The following is a 17,469-nucleotide window of genomic DNA, read 5'->3' on the forward strand; positions in this document are numbered from 1 at the left end:
TTCACCCTGAATTTCTATGAAACCAGACTGGCTGGACAGGAAGGAGTATCCTTTCAAATCCAAATACTTACAGTTAGAGGCGGGAAGGATGCATTACGTGGACGAGGGAGAGGGCCCGCCGATTGTGATGATACACGGCACCCCTGTCTGGTCTTTCCTGTACCGCAACCTGATCAAGATACTGCGCAAGAAGTACCGTTGCATCGCGATGGATATGATTGGCTTCGGCCTGTCGGACAAGCCGGAGGGCTGGAGCTACAAGCCCCGCGCCCACGCCGCCAACTTCGAGCAGCTGATGGAGCACCTGCAACTGGAGGATGTGACGCTGCTGGTGCATGATTTCGGGGCACCCATTGGGTTTGCTTATGCGATCCGGCACCCGGAAAAGGTAAGGAGCATCGTGATGCTCAACTCCTGGACGTGGTCACTGTCGAAGCATCAGAGCTTTTCGGCCACTAGCAAGTACCTGGTGGGGCCGCTGGGGAAGTTCCTGCATTCCAAACTCAACGTTTCGGCTGACACGCTCATACAAGACCTTTTTGAGGACGAGGAGCAGCTACCAGAGCCGATCCGGCAGCACTATATAAAAGCCCTCGGCAGCCCCAACGACCGTGTGAGTACATTGGCCTGCGCCCGCGAGCTGGTGGGCGTAACGCGCTGGTACGACGAACTCTGGAAAGAGCGCCGCAAAATACAGGACATCCCAACGCTCATTCTCTGGGGCGAACGGGACAAACTCATCCATATAGAAGCGCTCCAGTGCTGGAAAAAGTTTTTCCATGAGAGCTATGTGATCCCGTTTGAAAATAGCGGGCATTTTCTACAGGAAGAGAGCGCCGAAGAGATTGCCAACTACGTGAGCAACTTTGTGCAGGAGGAAATCAAGAAGAGAGAGTTAGTTCACCATTATTAAACTATATATACCATGGAAACGAGAAAATCACTAAACGAAGCTATACTCAGATCACACCAATCAACAGAAAAGGTAAACCAGCCACAGGACATGCTGTTCTCGATGGCGACTCCCAAACAGCAGACGTATGAGCACAACACACACCAGGCGCCGCTGAACGAGTCACACATAAACCTGATGCAATCGTGGATGAACCTGCGCGGGCTGGAGTGCAAGCTGGCCGAGAGCCGGCTGGGCGGACTGGACGAAGAGCAAGCCTAAAGGCCAACGAATCATATATGCTAAAAGGCGCAGACCATATGGTCTGCGCCTTTTCTGCCTTCAGAAAATCTTGCCTGGGTTCAGGATGCCGTGCGGATCGAAGAGGTCTTTGATGCCACGCATGAGGCGCAGTTGCACCTCGTTCAGCGCGATGTCTATATACTGCCGCTGCACAAGACCAATGCCGTGCTCCCCGGAAATGGTACCGCCCAGCCGCACGCACAGCCTGAATATTTCTTTAATGCCTTCCGGCAGCTTGTTGTTCCAGTCGTCGTCGCTCATATCGGCCTTCACAATGTTCACGTGCAGGTTGCCGTCGCCGGCGTGGCCGTAGCAGACGGATTTGAAATTGTACCGGGCCCCGATCTCCTTCACGCCTTTCAGCAGCGCGGGCAGCTCCGCCCTTGGCACCACCGTGTCTTCCTCCTTATATATAGAGTTGCTTTTCACGGCGTGGGCCACGTTGCGGCGCAGCTGCCACAGCTCGTTTTTCTGCTTCTCGTTGTCGGCCACCAGTATGTCGCCCACGTCAAATTTTTCCAGCACCTCATACAGCCGCTCGGCATCCTTGTACAGCAGGTCCATGTCGTTGCCATCCAGCTCGATCAGCAGGTGCGCCCGCTCGTCGGCCGGCCTTTCTGTGGCAAAGCCGAGGTAGCGGTCGGCCCACTCGATGGCCTCGCGCTCCATGAACTCCAGCGCCGAAGGCACGATGCCCGCCATGAATATCCTTGACACTACCTCGCAGGCCTCCTCCTCCTTCCGGAAGGGCACCAGCAGCACCAGGTTCTGCGTCGGGTACGGGATGAGCCGGAATACGATTTTGGTGATGATGCCCAATGTCCCCTCGCTCCCGACCATCAGCTGCGTCAGGTTATAGCCCGTGGCGTTCTTCAGCACATTGGCCCCGGTCCAGGTGATTTCGCCCGTGGGCAGCACCACCTCCATGTTCAGCACATAGTCTTTGGTGACGCCGTACTTCACCGCCCTTGGCCCGCCGCTGGACTGGCTCAGGTTGCCGCCCAGAAAGCAGCTGCCCCGGCTGGAGGGGTCGGGCGGGTAAAACAGCCCCCGCTCGATCACGGCCTCCTGGAACACCTGCGTGATGACGCCCGGCTCGACGGTGGCCTGCAGGTTGCGTTCGTCTATATGTAAAATCTTATCAAGCCGCTCCGTGGACAGGATCACACCTTTATGAATAGCGAGGGCCCCGCCGCTGAGCCCGGTGCCTGCGCCGCGCGGCGTTACCGGGATTAAATTTTCGTGGCAGAACTTCATAATAAGGCTGATCTCGGCGGCGTTAGCAGGTTTAAGCACCACTTCCGGCTCAAAGCGCAGATCCTCGGTTTCGTCGTGGGTATAGCGCAGCATATCGTCAGCGGCGGCAGGCAGCAGAACGTGCTCCCGGCCAACGATGGCGGAGAGGGATTCGACAAATTCTGGCGTGATAGTATTGAATTTCATTTTTAAAATGGGAGGCTAATCAGTATTTTAGCCTTTGGATAATCGTCCTTGTTAAACTTACGCTTGCTAAAATACGCTTTGAAAACACATTTTACTTCTTCCGCCCTCATAATCTTTTTGCTGCTGCTGATGGCCGCCTGCCAGACCACGCCGCCCAGGTTCAGCAAGCCCGGCGAGCCCTATAAATCGGCCCGCGAGATAGCCGAGGAACGGCGCCAGGAGCGCCGCTCCGGAAAGATAGCCCGCAAGAGCGGCAACTCCGGCGAGCGCATCGCCACCTCCAAGGACCGCACCAGCCGCACCCGCGTGCGCTCGCGCAACCTGGACCGCGACGTGGCCACCGTGATTGAGGCGGCCCGCTCCTATACCGGCACCCCCTATAAGTGGGGCGGCACCACCCGCGTGGGCATGGACTGCTCCGGCCTGCTCTGCACCTCCTTCCAGAGCATAGACGTGGCGCTGCCCCGTACCTCCGACGAGCAGAGCCGCTACGGCACAAAGGTAAAGCTAAAGAACGTAAAAGAGGGTGACCTGGTGTTTTTCGGGGCCAACAGGTTCAGCCGCGACGTGACGCACGTGGGAATGGTGACAGAGGTGATCAGCAACGACGAGGTCCGCTTCATCCATGCCTCCTCCTCCCTGGGTGTGGTGGAGAACAATTTATATGCCGATCATTTTCAGAAGATCTTCCTGAAGGCCGTGCGGCCACCGGTATTCTAAAGCGGATTAACAGCGGGCGGTTATATATAGCACAAAAACCTCACAGTGCTGCCCGGATATGATTCTTTTTCAAAAGCACAGGCTACCCTGTGCTTTTTTTATTTGTGCCATTTCAGGAGTCTAAAAGGCCTTATGCCGCCTTCCTGGTCTAACTCCCTCACACGTAGTTTTTTTAACATTTAAATAATACGGATGTTATGAGAAATACCGCTGACGGCCTTACCTTTGCGCCAAATTCAACCAACCCGTTTTTATGAACAACTTTTACAGTGCTCCGTCAGCTGTGCCAGAGGGCAGGCGCGGCAGGAGGCAAAGATTAACAACCAACCTACCCAACCCTTTTTTTATGAAGAAGTATTTACTTGCGACGCTTCTCATGTTACTCAGTATAACAGGGCTTCATGCACAGGTAACGACGAGTAGCATCAACGGATCTGTAAAGGATTCTAATGGTGAGCCTTTGATTGGAGCAACAGTGAAAGCGACGCACCAACCCTCAGGCACAACGTACGGTACTGCTACGAACGTAGAAGGCCGCTTCAACATCCAGAACATGCGGGTTGGCGGACCTTATGTGGTGGAGGTTAGCTATGTTGGCTTTCAGCCAAAGACATACAGCGACATCACGCTCGGATTAGGGGTGCCGTACCAGTTGGAGGCAACTTTGTCTGAATCAGGCACTGACCTGCAGGAAGTAGTGGTTACGGCAGACCAAAGCTCTGTTTTCAACGCAAACAAGACAGGCGCTGCCACAAACGTTACCACTGAGCAAATCAACACGTTACCTACCATTTCGAGGAGTGTCACGGACTTTACGCGCTTGACGCCGCAGGCAAACGGAAACGGTTTTGCCGGTAGAGACGCCCGCTACAACAACCTCCAGATCGACGGCGCCAACTTCAACAACGCTTTTGGCTTAAGCTCGAACGCGCTGCCAGGCGGAAGCTCACAGCCTATCTCCCTGGATGCCATCGAGCAGATCCAGGTGAACATAGCCCCATATGATGTGCGCCAGTCGGGCTTTACAGGTGCCGGTATAAACGCTGTTACGCGCAGTGGTACGAACACTTTCTCCGGCTCTGCTTACACCTTTTACCGCAACCAGGACTTTAACGGAACGAAGATCGGGGATCAGGAGCTTCCGGAGCAGGCGAAGAGCGAAACAAAGACTTTCGGCGCCCGCCTGGGAGGCCCGATCATCAAAAACAAACTGTTTTTCTTTGCCAACTACGAGCAGGAGGAAGAAACTTTCCCGGGCATTACCTGGGTGGCTACCCGCCCCGGTCTCACCGGGCCGAACGTAGCCAGAACAACGGCAGACGACCTGGAGCTGGTTCGCAACTACCTGATCAATAACTACAACTACAATCCGGGCGCTTATGAGAACTACGCAAATGAGTTCGCAAATGAGAGCAAGAAATTCCTGGTTCGCCTGGACTGGAACATCACCAACAACCACACGTTTACCATCCGCTACAACCAGGTAGAAGGCACAAGCGACCAGATCGTAAACAACAACTCAGGCCCTAACCCACGCGCGTCTTCGAGCCGCGTGAGTTCAAGTGCCATCGCGTTCGAAAACGCGAATTACTCGTTCAAGAACGTAGTTCGCTCCCTTACTGCGGAATTGAACAGCTCTTTTACAGACAAAATCTCCAACCAGTTCCTGGCCACTTTCAGCCGCATACAGGACACGCGTACTACGCCAGGGGCAGACTTCCCGTTTGTAGACATCTGGAAAGAAGGTGATCAGTATATCTCCTTCGGAACAGAGTTGTTCAGCAAAGGCAACGAGGTGCTCAACGATAACTACTCGTTCACAAACAACCTCTCTTACCTTGCCGGAAACCATACCTTCACCGCCGGGGCCAGCTTCGAGTTGCTGAAGTTCGGGAACAGCTACCAGCGTATGGCTACTTCTTATTACCGGTATGCATCCGTAGATGACTTCGTAAACAATGCTACCCCCATCTCATACGGCATCACGTATCCTTACGAGGGCCAGGACCCTGTTGCCCGCGTGAACTTCGCCACAGCCGGTTTGTATTTACAGGACAAGATTAACGTGAACGAGCAGCTTGACCTGACAGTAGGCCTGCGTGCCGAGCTGCCGCTTTACCTGAACGACCTTACGCCTAACCCGTCCATTGATGCGCTGGTTCTGTCTGACACGGACGGCAACGCAACCACTTACTCCAGTGGCGAATGGCCTAAGTCCCGCGTGATGCTTTCTCCAAGAATTGGCTTTAACTACGATGCCTTTGGGGACGGATCCTTACAATTGCGCGGCGGTACAGGCATTTTCTCTGGCCGCATACCTTTTGTTTGGCTCACGAACATGCCAACCAACGCTGGTGTAATCCAGAACACGCTGGAACCGGTTCCTGACGAGGCGCTGGAGGGCATCACTTTCAACCCGGATCCGATGTACTGGGTAAACAATGGCCCATCAGATGTTTTCATCAAATCGCCTAGTGGTGGAGCGCCAGGGTCCTTTGCCCTGGTAGACCGCAACTTTAAAATGCCGCAGGTGTGGAGAAGCAGCATTGCAGCGGATTATACTATCCCTAACACACCGCTGGTAGCCACCGTAGACCTGTTGTACACCAAAGACATCCAGGGCGTTTATCAGTTCAACGCAAACAGAGTGGCAGCCCCCGGACAACTCAACTACTCTGGCGACGACCGTGATTTCTGGAATGGCAGAAACAAAACACAGTACAACAAAGACCTGAGCGGGACCGCCACTGTACTGAGCAACACCAGCAAAGGAAACTCACTGGCCCTGACCGGAGGCCTGACGCTGAATGCCCAGCATGGGTTTTACGGATCCGTGTTCTATACCTATACCCGTTCCAGAGACGTGACGGGCAACCCGGGTTCCAGTGCAGGCTCTGCTTGGTCTAACAATTACTCTGTTAACGATCCGAACGAGCTGCTGTTAGGCATTTCCCAGTTCGAGACCCCTCACCGCGTGGTAGCCAATGTTTCTTACCGCAAAGAGTATATCAGCCACCTGGCTACGACCATCTCCCTGTTCTACGAGGGTGCCAACCAGGGCCGCTTCGCCTATACCTATAATGGTGATGTGAACGCGGACGGTGTAAGCAACGACCTGCTGTACATCCCCCAAAACTCTGCAGACCTTACTTTCGCCCCGATCGTGAGCGATGGTAATGTATTGTTCTCAGCAGAGCAGCAGCGCGAGGCGTTCGACCGTTTTGTGGACAATGTAGATGCGTTGAAAGACAGCAGAGGCGGTTATGTGGAGCGTAACAACGGGCTGCTGCCATGGTTTAACCGTTTCGACCTGAGACTGCTGCAGGACGTATATGCCAATGTCGGCAAAACGCGCAACACGCTTCAGTTTAGTGTGGATGTGAAAAACCTCAGCAACCTGATCAGCTCTGACTGGGGAGTTTACGAGGAGCTGAACACCGGGTCTTTGTACAACTATGGCTTGCTGAGAGTGAATAAGGTAAGCGAAGACGGTGTGCCTACTTTCCAGATGGCCACCATCAGGAATACAGATGGTGCTACAGTCCTGCCGGAAACACCTTTCCGTAACAGGTTCAGCACTTCGAGCACCTGGAGCATGCAGTTAGGCTTGCGCTATATCTTCAACTAACCGAAGTATATATAAACACCACCTACAGAGAGGGGCAGCTTGCGCTGCCCCTTTTCTTTTGCACAATTTTTTAGATGGATGTTTTGCTTCTAAAATATTTCTCCTATTTTTGTGCCACTACAACGGGGGATTAGCTCAGCTGGCTAGAGCGCTTGCATGGCATGCAAGAGGTCATCGGTTCGACTCCGATATTCTCCACTAAAAGGCAATCCTACAGGATTGCCTTTTTTATTTTGCGCACTTCTATATATAAATCCTTTCCTCGAAATGCCAAATGAGGCAAAGGCATTCTCAAGTCTCAGTTTTACGTTGAGGTAGAAATTGGTGCAAGGCAACTTTCGAAAGTAACGCCTTTTATATTTGACCATACCTTATGACAAAACTGATGCTTGCCCTTTGTGCCGGCTTCTGCTGCCTGGCTGCCTGCAACGAGCAGCGGTCTGACCTGGGCAGCACTGCCGGTACCGGAAACCCGACCGAACTTCCTGATTCCACGGCGCAGGCCACCGCGCCTGTGCCCGCCTGCACGGCAAAGGCTCCGCTCCTGCTCCCGCCAGATCAAGCTATTACCGACGCCACCCTGCGCCAGTACCTGGAAAGCCTGCAAGCAGCGGTGCAGGCACAGGACGCGCAGCAACTGCAAACCCTCCTCGACCCCAACATCCGGACGGGCTTCGACGGCAGTGGCGGCTGGGAGGCCTTCAGCAGGCAGTGGCGCCCTGAAAACACAAGCTCGGAGATATGGCTGCTGCTCGACAACCTGCTGCGCCTGGGCGGCGACTATATGGCCGACGGAAACCCGGCAGCATACGCCCTCCCGTATGTGTACAGCAACTGGCCTGATTCCCTGGATGCGTTCTCGCATATGGCTGTAACCAAACCCGGGGCTATCCTGCGGGAGCAGCCCGCCGCCAATGCCACCGGCATCTGCACCCTCGATCGTATCATCCTGCAAACGGATTACGCCAGATCATACCCGCAGGGCGATAACACCGCCAGAAAGGAGTGGTGGTATGTGCAAACGCCTGAGGGGAAACTGAGCGGCTACCTCAGCCATGCCGACCTCTATAGCCCTGTGGGGTACCGTGCCCTCTTCAACCGGAATGCGCAGGGGAAGTGGCACATGACGGCGCTCGTGGCGGGCGACTAACAACACCGCCTCCTGCTATATAGAGTGTGCTATACAACAGGAGGCGGTTTATATATAAAATTGCGTAGGCGCTACACAAAAAGGCCTTCCACCGACAGGTAACGCTCGCCGGTGTCGTAGCAGAAGGTGAGTATCCTGGAGCCGTCCGGAATCCCCTCTTCAAGCTTTTTGGCAACGGCGGCCAGCGAAGCCCCCGAGGATATCCCCACAAACAGGCCTTCTTCGCGGGCTGCGCGGCGGGCGTAGTTAAAGGCTTCCTCGGCCTCCACCTGAATCACGCCGTCCAGCAGGGTGGTATCCATGATCTTCGGGATGAAGCCGGCGCCGACGCCCTGTATCGGGTGCGGGCCGGGCTGGCCACCGCTTAGCACGGGCGAGGCGGAGGGCTCCACCGCAAACACCTTCAGGTTCGGGAACTGCCCCTTCAGCACTTTTGCAACCGCGGTTATATGCCCTCCGGTGCCTACGCCGGTAATCACGTAATCGAGTCCCTCCGGAAAGTCATCGAGTATCTCCTGGGCGGTGGTATCGATATGGATCTGCGTGTTGGCCTCATTATCGAACTGCATCGGCATCCAAGCCTTCTCATTTTCCTGAAGGATCTCCTGCGCGCGCGCGATAGATCCTTTCATGCCTTTTTCGCGCGGCGTCAGCTCCAGTTTGGCACCGTAAGCGGCCATCAGGCGGCGGCGTTCAATCGACATCGACTCCGGCATCACCAGCACTACCTGGTATCCTTTTACGGCAGCCACCATCGCCAGCCCTACACCGGTGTTGCCGGAGGTGGGCTCCACAATCACACTATCTTCTTTTAGCAGGCCTTTGCGCTCTGCGTCTTCAATCATGGCCAGCGCGATACGGTCTTTGATGCTGCCGCCGGGGTTGCTCCGCTCCTGCTTCATCCACACTTCCATGTTATCGCCGAAGAGCTTGTTGATGCGCACATGCGGCGTGTTACCGATTACTTCGAGTATTGATTTGGCTTTCATGTTTTATCCTGTTTTATATCGTTTGTCTGAGATAAATTTAATATGTTGCCACAGTCATTGTCGTTCAGGTGTCTCACAGCGCATGCCGCACAAAGGAAACCCTGTGCCATGTTAACTGCTGTTGATGTTCCTTTCCCGGTTTAGATAGAGAAGTTCACAACGTCTGCCGGGTCGGCGGAACGGCGCACATTTATCTGTGGCTGGTGGTACACCCGCGAATAGGCAGGTACGCTCTCCGTCAGCCACACGTTACCCCCAATCGTGCTATAAGCGCCCACAACGGTGTTTCCACCCAGAATGGTGGCCCCTGCGTAGATCACCACATGGTGCTCAATGGTAGGATGGCGCTTGATGTTGGCCATGGCTTTGTCCACGCTCAGGGCACCCAGCGTCACGCCCTGGTATACCTTCACATAGTCTCCGATGATGGAAGTCTCCCCGATCACGATGCCGGTGCCGTGGTCGATGCAGAAGTGCGTGCCGATCTGGGCGCCGGGGTGAATGTCGATGCCCGTCCGGGCGTGGGCATATTCCGCCAGCACACGCGGCAGCAGCGGCACCTGCAGCCGGTACAGCTCGTGGGCCATCCGGTGAACGGCCACCGCCTTGAAGCCCGGGTAAGTCCTGATCACTTCCTCCACGCTCTGCGCCGCTGGGTCGCCGGCGGCAATGGCCTCTGCGTCGTAGAGCAGCAGCTGGTGTATCTGGGGCAGGTGCTGCATCATCTGCCGCGCCACCTCCTCTGCCGGCATGGGCAACTGCTGCTCCATACCGGAGAGCACGCGCATCAGGTTCTGCTGCAGGCTGCTGGCATATTCCTCCAGCTCCCGCACCGTCTCGAAGCGCTCATCGGCCAGAGCCGGGAAAAGCAAATGAAGCACGCCTTCTGCGAGGTGGCAGATGGCCGAAGCCGGCACCTGGTGCCTTGCCTCCTGGTGATCCCGGAAGAGCGCGTTTATAAACTGACTATTCATTCTGATTTATCAACGTATTGCGTGGGTATTGCGTTGAATTTAACAAAAAAACAGGGCACTTGTTCACTTCTCCCCATTCTCTTCACATGCTTTGCGCCGTCCCTGGCATGTCTATATCGGTTTGCATCTTAAGCAAGATAGCACTATAGGAGGTTTGAAAAAATCCCACCAAGGTGATTTTAAGTTATAAATGGTTTGAGCACCGGGCTATTATATATAGGCAGGAACATCTCAAATCTATATATGCTTCAGCTTTCCGTGCCCGGATGCATGGAAGTTCAGTCAGCAACCGGCCTGTCGTGTAAGGTATATGCACGAGGGCCAAGCATGCCGTTCTTAAAGATCCGAAACCCAAAGCCATCCTATATAGCGTCCTACACAAATCCGAACATTCTGTGCCCTTTCCTGCACCACTCATGCAGGTTGCCGGCGGCTTCCGACGAACAGCACCAGGTACAGGAACGACACCAGCGCAAATGCGGCCGACAGCCAGAAGACGAGCGTAAAATTGCCGGTTTTATTTTGATACAGCCAGCCTGAGAAAAAAGCGCCCATGCCAATGCCTGCCTCCAAAGCGATGTACATGGTCGCCATGGCTCTTCCGCGGTGCGCCTCGTGCGCCAGGTCAATGGTCCAGGCATAAATAGTGGGCGAGTTCATGCCCTGGGCCACGCCAAACAGCACCCCAGCCAGCAACAGCTCCGTTGGCGACGACACCAGCCCGATCAGCACCATGGCAATAGTGAGCAGGCTGGTGCTGACGCGCAGCACGTTTACACGGCCATACCTGTCGGAGGCCCGGCCGGCGAGGAACCGGATAGCCAGGGAGGAGAGCGTGAAGCTGGTGAAGAAAAGGCCCTAGTTCCGGATGCCGAGGTGCTCGCTGAAGTCGGGGATGATGGTGAGGATGGTGCCGTAGGCGAAAGTGGAGAAAAGCATGACGATGCACGGCGCCAGCACCCGCGGCTCGAACAGCTCGCTCCGCGAGATTTTCAGCAGCCCCATCCGGAAGCGGTGCGGCGTATCCAGCGTCTCGTGCATCCGCGCCAGCACCCCCACGGATAAGAATGCGGCCAGCGAAGACACGTAGAACATCGCATCCACGGAGAACTGGTTGGCGATAGCGCCGCCCACGGCAGGCCCGGCGGCCATCCCTAGGCTGCCGGACAGCCCGATGAGCCCCATTGCCTCGCCACGCCGCCCGACCGGCACCACATCCGCCACATAGGCCGCGGTGCCAGTGGGCGTAAAGCCTGTGGAGAAACCATGCAGCAGGCGCAGCAGCAGAAAAGCAGACACGGTGGCGGTGAGCGGGTACATGAACCCGGCAATTATACAGACCGCACCGCCCACCACCATCACCGGTATCCGCCCGACCTTGTCTGCCAGTTTGCCGCTGAAAGGCCTGGACAGGCCGGCGGTGAGGGTGAAGAGGGAGATGATCAGGCCTTTGTACTCGGCCCCGCCCAGGCTGCTCAGGTAGTCGGGCAGCTCCGGAATGATCATGTTGAAGCTCGAGAAGAAGAGAAAGGAGCTCAGGCAAAGCAATCCGAACTGCACCCCATACACCCGCGTTACCTGTTCTGCCATGTCCTTTGTTTGAGGTTGCAAAGGTGGCAAACGTTCTGCTGCCGCGCCACCCGCACTTCGGTAAATTTCACCCCGCCCCTCTATATAAGCCGGCTAAACCCACATCAGAAGTAATTGGCCACGCAATCATCCCCTTATCCCGGGCATAAAATAAAACAGGCGGCAAATTTCTGTGGGCTTTCCTATGCAAACACGAACCGTTGCAACATGCAGATACGCTTACCAGGCCATGCGTGATACCAGGAGCGGCTATATATATCTTAGCTCCACAAACAAAAAGGGCCGCCACCTGCTTAAGGTGGCGGCCCTTTTTCAAGGCTTTAAGAACTTCCTGTTACTTCGCGGAAGCGTCCTTACCTGCTTCGTCCAACATCACAGAGCCGGTCTGGCCCTGGGCGTTTGTCATGGTCACTTCATATACGACTTTGGCATCCGCTGCCCCTGCCGGCGGAGAAACTTTGTAGATCTCGCCCACTTTCCAGTCTTTGTACACCTCGCTTGCAAGCGTAGTCTTCACAGGCTCAGGAAGCTGATCCTGGGTTACGGCCTCTTTGGTGCCTTCCTGCTGCGCTGGCTGAGCCTGCTCCTGCATCTGCGTCTGCTCCTGTTGTGGCTGGGTAGTGGTCTGGGCGCTTGCCTCGTTCGAGAAGAATCCTACAAATGCGATTGCTGCTGCTACAAAAGTTATCTTTTTCATAAATTCGGTTCTGATTGATTTAAAATTGTTTTACAATCCGGCATATATCAGAACCGTGCCAAAACGAACCAAAAGCCCCTTAATCGCTTACAGGGCAACAATTTAAAGGTTAAGACCTGAAAAAGAGGAAAAACAAGATATAACGGACCTGTTGGGGAGACACTCCACAGGTTGTGGAACGCGTCCCCGAAGTGTGGAGCACAAACCCTGCAGCCTGCAGCGCCATATAAGGCGTATACCGGAGGAAGTTGCGAGCGGAGCCAGCCATGAGAACTGCCACAGGCGCTATATAAACCCCATAAACCGTGTTACTCCTGTAAGGAGGGTTTCCGGGGGACGGCCGCAACACCGTTGACAGGAATGCCTTTTTCCATGGCAGCCAGCAGGATGCTCCGCGACACGTGCCGGGCTATCTCCGGCTGCTGTATGAGCCCGAGGCGCAATTTGGTGACGGTGCCCTGCTCCTGCTCGAACACCACCACATGCTCTGTTACCTGCAGCGCCCTGATACTCTCCCAGGGTAGTAGCTGTTCTCGGCCCATCACGCTGAGGCGGTACATCAGGCGCTCGGGGGTGATGGAGAGGTAGGCGTCTTTCACCCTGATCTTGTCCATCGCCACCACAATGGACAGGAAGCCTATAAGGGTGACCCCGGCGCTGGCCATCGCCCACCCCGATTGGAAGTCAGTGCGCCAGAAGAGCTCCCGCAAAAGCGCGTATGCGCCCCCTGCAGCCAGGAACAGCCCCATGGCAAGCACAGATTTTTTAGTAGCGTTCAGGTGCTTGTTAGGGTAAAGGTTGATGTACATATAGGTTGTGTTGGGTACACTGATTATTATCGGAGCATAATTTCCTTCTGCTGCACCATCTCCCTTATCTGCTCTTTTACCTGCTCGAGTACTTCTTCATTCTGGATGCGCTCCAGGTTTATATAATGCTCCTCCTCGTTCTTCAGGACAAACACCACATGGTACAACCCGATGTGCACGGCATCCACCTCCTCCCAGTCGAACTCCTGCTCGGTGTGCATGAACCTGGCCCTGTAACACACGCCCTGCTCCGTCAGCGTAAGGTGGCGCCTGTACTTTGGTTTCCGGTCGAGCCAGATATTGAAAAAGAAATAAGCGGGTACTACTAAATTGAATGCAAAAACAAGCACCAGTACCGGCGCGAAATGCTTTGTGGCGGCAAGGTACACCAGCAGGCACACCTGCAGGACCACAGCCAGCATCGCCAGCAGCATGGCGCGTCGTTCTGTTTCGGGCTTCAGTGTGTAAGCACCTTCAAAAAGTCTGATACTTAGCTCCTGCATGCACAACAGCGGCTTGATTCGTCTAAAAATAGACAATTTCCTATTAATGTCAAAATTCAATTTGAATTGGTTTAATGGAGGGCCTCTGCCACAATTTATTTAACTTGAGCCTGTATATGAACAGACACTTTAAATTCAGCCTCACGCTTGCCTTAGCCCTTGGTGCCCTCTCAGCGTGCCAGCACCTGCCGCTGCGGCGCGCCAAGGCACCGGAGGCAACCATCAACAAGTTTTCGGATAACACCCTTCGGAGGCTGTACACGCTGCAGGACGAGCGCAACACCACTGAGCTGCTTCCTTACCTAAGCCACCCGGCGACACAGTACCGCACCGAGGCTGCCCTGGCTTTTGCCTCCGTACAGGATACGCTGGCAGTGCCGGCCCTGCTGCACCTGCTGGCCGACTCCGCTGTGGCCGTGCGCCGTGCCGCCGCATACGCGCTGGGCCAGACCGGAAGCGCCCGTGCGGAGCAGGAAGTGATGCGGGCGCTGAAGGACGAGCAAAACCCGGCCGTGCAGGCCGCACTGCTGGAGGCCTTGGGCAAAGTGGCCACACCGGCGGGCGCCACCTTCCTTAATTCCTATATACCGCCCAACCCTACCGCTAAAACAGGCCAGGCCTGGGGCCTGTACCGGGCCGGGCTTCGGCAGCAGGTAACACAGCAGGGCACCGCCGAGGCCGTGCACCTGCTGGCGGCTGACAACCCTTATGAGGCGCGCCTGGCAGCGGCGCACTACCTGGCCCGCACTTCCAAATTGGACCTGACGCCATACCGCAGGGACCTGCTGACCGCAGCCACCTCCGACGAGTCACCGGAGGTGCGCATGGCGGTGGTGCAGTCGCTGGCGAAGGTACGGGCCCGCGACAAGGCGCAGTTCCTGTCGAACATCCTGCAGAGCGACCCCGATTACCGCGTGCGCCTGAGTGCCGTGCGCGCCATGGGCGGCCTGGAGTATGCAGGCATAGAGCAGGCGGTGCTGGCCGCGCTGCAGGACAGCAACATCAACACGGCGGTGGCCACGGCGGAGTTCCTGGTGGCCAACCCGAACGGGGTAGCGGTAGCCCCGCTTGCAAAGCTCCTGCCGCAGCTACAGGACGCCCGCGTGCGCGGCAACCTGATCTGGGTGATACTGCACAACAGCCAGCCGCAGAGCAAAACCTTCCTGAACAACCGTTACAAGCAGCAATACCGGAACGCCCGCAATCCCTACGAAAAGGCCTACCTGCTCCGGGCCCTCTCCGGCGACTTCGGCAACTACCAGTATATAGCAGACGAGATGTTTGCGGCGCAGGAACCGGTGGTGGCCACCACCGCCATGGATGCCCTCATCCTGATGCGCCAGCAGCCCGATTTCCCCAAGCGGATGGAGGAGGCCTTCGCCGATATCCTGAGACAGGCGGTGGGCACCGGTGACGTGGCCCTTGTAGGCATGGCAGCCACCGCCATCCGCGCGCCCAAGCTCAACCTCCGCCCCTATTACCGCGACTACAGCTTCCTGGCGCAGGCGCAGCTGAAGCTGCAGCTGCCGCGCGACATGGAAACCAACATAGAGATTGAGAAAACACTGGACTACCTGAACAACAGGCCCGAAAGCGCCGCACCGCAGAACCCGTTCACACACCCCATCGACTGGGACCTTGCCAGGACCATCCCCACAGACCAGCAGGTGGCACTGCACACGGAGAAAGGCACCATTACGCTGCAGCTGCTGGTGGAGGACGCGCCTGGGTCGGTCGCTAATTTCGTGGAGCTTGCCCGCCAGGACTTCTTCGACAGCTTGTACTTCCACCGCGTGGTGCCCAATTTTGTGGTGCAGGGAGGCGACAAGCGTGGCGACGGCTGGGGCAGTTCCGACTATTCCATCCGCTCAGAGCTGGCGCCGCTGCGCTACATGGAAGGCTATATAGGGATGGCCTCCGCGGGCAAAGATACGGAGAGCAACCAATGGTTTATCACCCACTCCCCCGCACCGCACCTCGACGGGCGCTATACCATTTTCGCCAAAGTGATAAGCGGCATGGAGGTCGTGCACCAACTGGAGGTGGGCGACCGGATGCTGGACGTGGAACTGAAGCAGGCAGTCAACAAAACCGTCTCTGCAAGATAAGTACCGCGTGGCCGGAAAATCCTTCGTCACAGGTGCGCTTGTATCAGGGGTGTTGTTGCTTTGAGTGTCTCTGTTCTATGCTTTTTACTCATTTTCTGATGGAATATCAATTCTTCGCTAATGTATAGAGCACACTTCCGGCATGCGCAAAAGCCGTTACGCATCGCGTGCGTCGTTTTATTCCTGCCATTTTCTTACATTTAGTACACTGCACGACAGGCGCACCGCATACCGGAGGGTACGCCACATGCCTGCCTGACAGGAAATCATGACCTTCTATATGGCACATCAACCTTTCAGATTTCTGGTACTTGGCGGGACAGGCAGCATGGGGTATGCCTTCGCGCAGGAGCTGTTGCAACAGCGAGAGCAGGTTACGCTGCTGGTAAGAAACAGGCAGAAGGCCGAGAGGTTATTTGGCCCGCATCCGTCGCTGCAACTGGTAACCGGTGACGCGCAGGATGCAGCGCTGCTGAAGGAGCTTGGCGCAGCGGCGACGCATATTTTCCATGGGATAAACTACCCGTATGAACAGTGGGAGGCGCACATGGAACGCGTGACGCGGCACGTGGTAGAGGCTGCCGCGCAGCAAAATGCCACCGTCCTTTTCCCGGGAAACATATATAACTTCGGTTTAACCACCCCCATCACCGAGGGCACCCCCTTTGCGCCCACCACCAAAAAAGGCGCCATACGGGTCAGGTTGGAGGAAATACTGCAGCAGGCGGCCGAGTCCCAAACGTGCCGCGTGATCACCCTGCGCCTGCCCGATTTCTGGGGCCCCAATGTGATGAACGAGGGCATCGCGCCCATCTTCAGGGCCGCGCTCCAGGGCAAGCCGATGCCCTGGCTGTACCGCAACGACATTCCGCACCAGCTGGTGTACACGCCCGATGCCGCCCGGGTCTTCTATGAGCTGGCGAAGCTGCAGCCCGCCGAGCCTTATGCCGTCTATAATTTCGCCGGCGAGGTGGTTCCCAGCGTCAAAGCCTGGCAAAGGCAGATTGCGGAAGCGGCCGGCACCGCTCCAAAGCACAAATTATATCCGGGTTGGTTGTTTAAGCTGATGGGGCTCTTCTCCCCGGGCATGCGCGAGATCAGCGAGATGGGCTACCTTTGGCAGCACACCCTCCTCCTCCACGACGACAAACTGCGCCGCACGCTTCCGAACCTGCCCCACACGCCCATGAAGCAGGCCATAGAAGAGACGCTGGCGTGGTTCCGGGAGAACTGGCATGTGTAGCGGAGCCTATATATACCTACGCCTATGGAAAGCTTCGTAGACTTAGACACCCTGACCGGAAAGCAAGTGATCAACGCCTTTGCCCTGCACGACCTGCAGCAGGGAGGGCTGCGGCAGGTTGTGTTCCGGTTGGAGGATCTATACCTGGTAGTTGCTGTGGAGGCGGCCTCAGACGAGCTGGTCATCTCAGTACAGCCGGAGCTGGACGTCGCAGCGCTGGAACTGCGGTTTAGCAGAACACCCATCTCCAACCAGCGCAAGCACATCAGCTATATATGGCGCATGACCAACCAGCGCGGCTACGAAGATGGCTTTCAGTTGGAGTTTGATGACGTGGAAGGCACGAACGTGCAGCTGATTGCCGAATCGGCGCAGTTAAAGCTCTTCATCTTCCGGAAATACCGCTGAGGACGCGATCCT

16 protein-coding genes and 1 tRNA gene are annotated in these 17,469 nt (G+C 56.1%); 9 read left to right on the forward strand and 8 right to left on the reverse strand.

The genetic code is table 11. The features are described 5' to 3' along the window. Positions 1–16 precede the first annotated feature (16 nt). Together ABD920_RS20870 and ABD920_RS20875 are read left to right on the forward strand one after the other, a co-directional pair. The gene (locus ABD920_RS20870) at positions 17–913 is read left to right on the forward strand and encodes an alpha/beta fold hydrolase (RefSeq protein WP_345161907.1); all 897 of its coding nucleotides are present in this window, start codon (positions 17–19) and stop codon (positions 911–913) included. Positions 914–925: 12 nt separating this feature from the next. Further along, a complete protein-coding gene (locus tag ABD920_RS20875) occupies positions 926–1,174 on the forward strand; it encodes a hypothetical protein (protein WP_345161909.1) in 249 nt (82 codons plus the stop codon). Positions 1,175–1,234: 60 nt separating this feature from the next. Here the strand turns inward: ABD920_RS20875 and ABD920_RS20880 are convergent, their stop codons facing one another. After that, the gene (locus ABD920_RS20880) at positions 1,235–2,638 is read right to left on the reverse strand and encodes an FAD-binding oxidoreductase (protein ID WP_345161911.1); all 1,404 of its coding nucleotides are present in this window, start codon (positions 2,636–2,638) and stop codon (positions 1,235–1,237) included. A 78-nt stretch (positions 2,639–2,716) separates the two neighbouring features. On the opposite strand from ABD920_RS20880, the gene ABD920_RS20885 reads away from it, so the two are divergent. The 4 genes from ABD920_RS20885 (at position 2,717) to ABD920_RS20900 (ending at position 8,136) form a co-directional block, all read left to right on the forward strand. Continuing rightward, the gene (locus ABD920_RS20885; protein ID WP_345161913.1) at positions 2,717–3,358 is read left to right on the forward strand and encodes a C40 family peptidase; all 642 of its coding nucleotides are present in this window, start codon (positions 2,717–2,719) and stop codon (positions 3,356–3,358) included. 346 nt (positions 3,359–3,704) lie between these two features. Beyond that, positions 3,705–6,986: a TonB-dependent receptor gene (locus tag ABD920_RS20890; protein WP_345161916.1), complete on the forward strand. Its 3,282-nt coding sequence runs from the start codon at positions 3,705–3,707 to the stop codon at positions 6,984–6,986. A gap of 124 nt (positions 6,987–7,110) precedes the next feature. Continuing rightward, a tRNA-Ala gene (locus ABD920_RS20895) sits at positions 7,111–7,184 on the forward strand. 175 nt (positions 7,185–7,359) lie between these two features. After that, positions 7,360–8,136, forward strand: coding sequence for a hypothetical protein (locus ABD920_RS20900; protein ID WP_345161918.1), 777 nt, complete (start codon positions 7,360–7,362; stop codon positions 8,134–8,136). 71 nt (positions 8,137–8,207) lie between these two features. On the opposite strand, the gene cysK is transcribed toward ABD920_RS20900, so the two are convergent. The 7 genes from cysK to ABD920_RS20935 all read right to left on the reverse strand — a co-directional run bounded on the left by cysK (position 8,208) and on the right by ABD920_RS20935 (position 13,698). Continuing rightward, complete coding sequence (cysK, locus tag ABD920_RS20905) at positions 8,208–9,125, reverse strand: cysteine synthase A (protein WP_345161920.1); 918 nt, start codon at positions 9,123–9,125, stop codon at positions 8,208–8,210. 140 nt (positions 9,126–9,265) lie between these two features. Continuing rightward, positions 9,266–10,099, reverse strand: a complete 834-nt coding sequence (gene epsC / locus ABD920_RS20910) for a serine O-acetyltransferase EpsC (protein ID WP_345161922.1) — start codon at positions 10,097–10,099, stop codon at positions 9,266–9,268. A gap of 414 nt (positions 10,100–10,513) precedes the next feature. Further along, positions 10,514–10,924 (reverse strand): MFS transporter, encoded by a 411-nt coding sequence (locus tag ABD920_RS20915; RefSeq protein WP_345162381.1) that lies wholly within the window; start codon positions 10,922–10,924, stop codon positions 10,514–10,516. Between the two features lie 33 nt (positions 10,925–10,957). Further along, complete coding sequence (locus ABD920_RS20920) at positions 10,958–11,689, reverse strand: MFS transporter (protein WP_345161924.1); 732 nt, start codon at positions 11,687–11,689, stop codon at positions 10,958–10,960. A gap of 334 nt (positions 11,690–12,023) precedes the next feature. Next, the gene (locus ABD920_RS20925) at positions 12,024–12,386 is read right to left on the reverse strand and encodes a hypothetical protein (RefSeq protein WP_345161926.1); all 363 of its coding nucleotides are present in this window, start codon (positions 12,384–12,386) and stop codon (positions 12,024–12,026) included. Between the two features lie 308 nt (positions 12,387–12,694). After that, positions 12,695–13,195, reverse strand: coding sequence for a hypothetical protein (locus ABD920_RS20930; RefSeq protein WP_345161928.1), 501 nt, complete (start codon positions 13,193–13,195; stop codon positions 12,695–12,697). Between the two features lie 26 nt (positions 13,196–13,221). After that, complete coding sequence (locus ABD920_RS20935; protein ID WP_345161930.1) at positions 13,222–13,698, reverse strand: hypothetical protein; 477 nt, start codon at positions 13,696–13,698, stop codon at positions 13,222–13,224. 116 nt (positions 13,699–13,814) lie between these two features. Between ABD920_RS20935 and ABD920_RS20940 the strand changes: the two genes are divergently transcribed. From ABD920_RS20940 to ABD920_RS20950, 3 genes are all read left to right on the forward strand, one after another. After that, the gene (locus ABD920_RS20940) at positions 13,815–15,806 is read left to right on the forward strand and encodes a peptidylprolyl isomerase (RefSeq protein ID WP_345161932.1); all 1,992 of its coding nucleotides are present in this window, start codon (positions 13,815–13,817) and stop codon (positions 15,804–15,806) included. A 280-nt stretch (positions 15,807–16,086) separates the two neighbouring features. After that, on the forward strand, positions 16,087–17,049 hold the full coding sequence (locus tag ABD920_RS20945) for an NAD-dependent epimerase/dehydratase family protein (protein ID WP_345161934.1): 963 nt from the start codon (positions 16,087–16,089) through the stop codon (positions 17,047–17,049). Positions 17,050–17,073: 24 nt separating this feature from the next. Beyond that, positions 17,074–17,457 carry a DUF6334 family protein gene (locus ABD920_RS20950; RefSeq protein WP_345161936.1) on the forward strand — a complete coding sequence of 128 codons (384 nt, stop codon included), beginning with the start codon at positions 17,074–17,076 and terminating at the stop codon, positions 17,455–17,457. Positions 17,458–17,469 lie beyond the last annotated feature (12 nt).

Source organism: Pontibacter saemangeumensis (genome assembly GCF_039541895.1).
GTDB classification, from domain to species: domain Bacteria; phylum Bacteroidota; class Bacteroidia; order Cytophagales; family Hymenobacteraceae; genus Pontibacter; species Pontibacter saemangeumensis.